At 70.1% G+C, this 1,201-nt stretch carries 1 protein-coding gene; it reads left to right on the top strand.

The window, feature by feature from the left end:
* Nucleotides 1-510: 510 nt before the first annotated feature.
* Complete coding sequence (locus BFF77_RS32075; protein ID WP_066957073.1) at nt 511-939, top strand: VOC family protein; 429 nt, start codon at nt 511-513, stop codon at nt 937-939.
* Nucleotides 940-1,201 lie beyond the last annotated feature (262 nt).

Genomic DNA, 1,201 nt, shown 5'->3' on the forward strand with positions numbered 1-1,201 from the left:
ATCGACCGGACAGGGCCTAGAAGTTCGATCGGTCGGCTCGTTGTTCTGCTCATGCTCATGCAGCGCCACCCGCGCCGTCGGCTTCCTCGAAGGGGACCGCGGAGATCGGTTCAATACCGGGCGCCGGACGGGGGGCGGCGGGACCGCGCGGCCTGCCGGAGGAGGCATGGAGAAGATCCGCGCCTGCCTCCGCAGGCGTGGCGTCCGGCATGTGATCCCGGAGAAACAGGGCCACAAGGCCGTCCGCCCGCAGGGGAGGTTCACGTACGGCCGGCTCCCGGCGGAGTCGCCGGGGCACGGCCGGGAAACGGCGTTGCCCCGGCCCGGGGTTGGTCACTAAGGTCGGTCGGGTGACTGCCGGGTCGGCCATGGGCCACGCACGAGTGAGGTTCCCGGCCTCGGCGTGAGCGCGAGGCGGGCAAGAGGCCCGCCCCTTTTCCGTGTCTTTGCCCAGGCGCCCGCACGCGGCGCCGCATCCCAGCGGATCAAAGACCCGGAGACACATCACTGATGCCATACGACCAGCGGTACCCGCACGAATCCGAACTGCCGGTGACCACCGTCCAGTTGAACCACACCGCCGTCTACGCCAGGGACCGGCACCTGTCGGCCGAGTTCATCGCCGCGATCCTGGGGCTGAAGGTCGGCGTCCCGTTCGGGCCGTTCCTGCCCGTCGACCTCGGCAACGGCGTGACGCTCGACTACTACGAGAAGCGGGACGAGCCGATCCAGTCGCAGCACTACGCGTTCCTCGTGCCCGACGCGCGGTTCCACGCCATGATCACCCGCCTGGAGGCGGTCGGGGTCACCTACTACGCCGACCCCGGCCACACCGAACCCGGTCGGATCAATGACCTCTTCGGCGGTCACGGCGCGTACTTCGACGACCCGGACGGCCACAACATGGAGATCATGACCCGCCCCTACACCCGCCCCTGACAGACCGCCAGGTGGCGGTCGCGGGGCAAGGGCCATGGCGCGACGACAGGCCCCGGCACCGACACGCCAAGCTCGGGAACGGCAGCACGCTGGCCCGAGCCGACGTACGGCCGACCGGCTCACCCGTGCTCTCGATCCGTGCGAGCACCTCGGTGTCGTAACGAGTCGCCACGGCCCGCTCGGCGGTGCTTCGCTCCTTGTACCGCTCCGCCTCAGTGGACGCGTTCGCCGCACGCCCGCGGAAACAGCATGGCGTGCGGCG

The organism is Streptomyces lushanensis (assembly GCF_001700515.1).
GTDB classification, from domain to species: Bacteria; Actinomycetota; Actinomycetes; order Streptomycetales; family Streptomycetaceae; genus Streptomyces; species Streptomyces lushanensis.

Coding starts and splice junctions, on each gene's coding strand:
- BFF77_RS32075 (WP_066957073.1), top strand. CDS start 511: ATGCCATACGACCAGCGGTACCCGCACGAATCCGAACTGCCGGTGACC.